The sequence below is a fragment of the Vibrio sp. 2134-1 genome, assembly GCF_033339495.1.
The window spans coordinates 1-570 of sequence record NZ_JAWOUS010000757.1 but is presented as its reverse complement, the minus strand read 5'-3'; the positions used below and the strand labels follow the sequence as shown (position 1 = coordinate 570).

1 protein-coding gene and 1 pseudogene are annotated in these 570 nt (G+C 41.9%); both read right to left on the bottom strand.

The genetic code is table 11. The annotated features are described in order from the left end of the window. The coding region (locus tag R7R78_RS28365; RefSeq protein ID WP_225474881.1) for a biotin/lipoyl-binding protein at window positions 1-381 on the bottom strand (381 nt) is incomplete at its 3' end. Window positions 382-400: 19 nt separating this feature from the next. Then, window positions 401-570 (bottom strand): annotated as a pseudogene (locus R7R78_RS28360) (permease); the annotation flags it as partial.

Sequence of the window (570 nt, the reverse complement as noted above, 5' to 3'; positions counted from 1 at the left end):
TGCGACTTCATTTGCTTGAGCGACACTGATTGCTGCTGAATCCGCTTCATAAGACTGAGCTGCTTGTTGCAAATCAAATTTGGCGGCTTTAACGGCTAGTTCAAAAGGACGCGGATCGATCGTGACGAGTTCATCTCCTGCCTTGACAATACTATTGTTAGTAATAAGTACTTGTGAAATAGGGCCAGAGACTTCTGGGCTAATTCGGATCAATTGGCCATTTACTCTAGCTTGATCTGTCATTGGCGTCATTCTGTCCGCCCATAAGGTGTAAAGCCAAAGAGCAGCAACTAAGGCAAAAATATAGTAAGTGAAAGAGCGAGCTTGGCTAATTTTTTTATCGCTATGTTCAGCACTGGTTTGGACATTGTTATCTGACATTTTCTGTTCCTACTGTCGTTTACTGAGGTTGTTCCAGTAAATTTATCTTTTTATAAATGATACTTTTCTTAGTTCGTACTTCGACGGCAATGGTAATGATGAATGCAAATAGGCCAACCAGTGCAACAGCACTTGAAGAAGAAACCATCACTTCGCCAGCGTACTTAGTCCAGATCACAGCTATAGCCA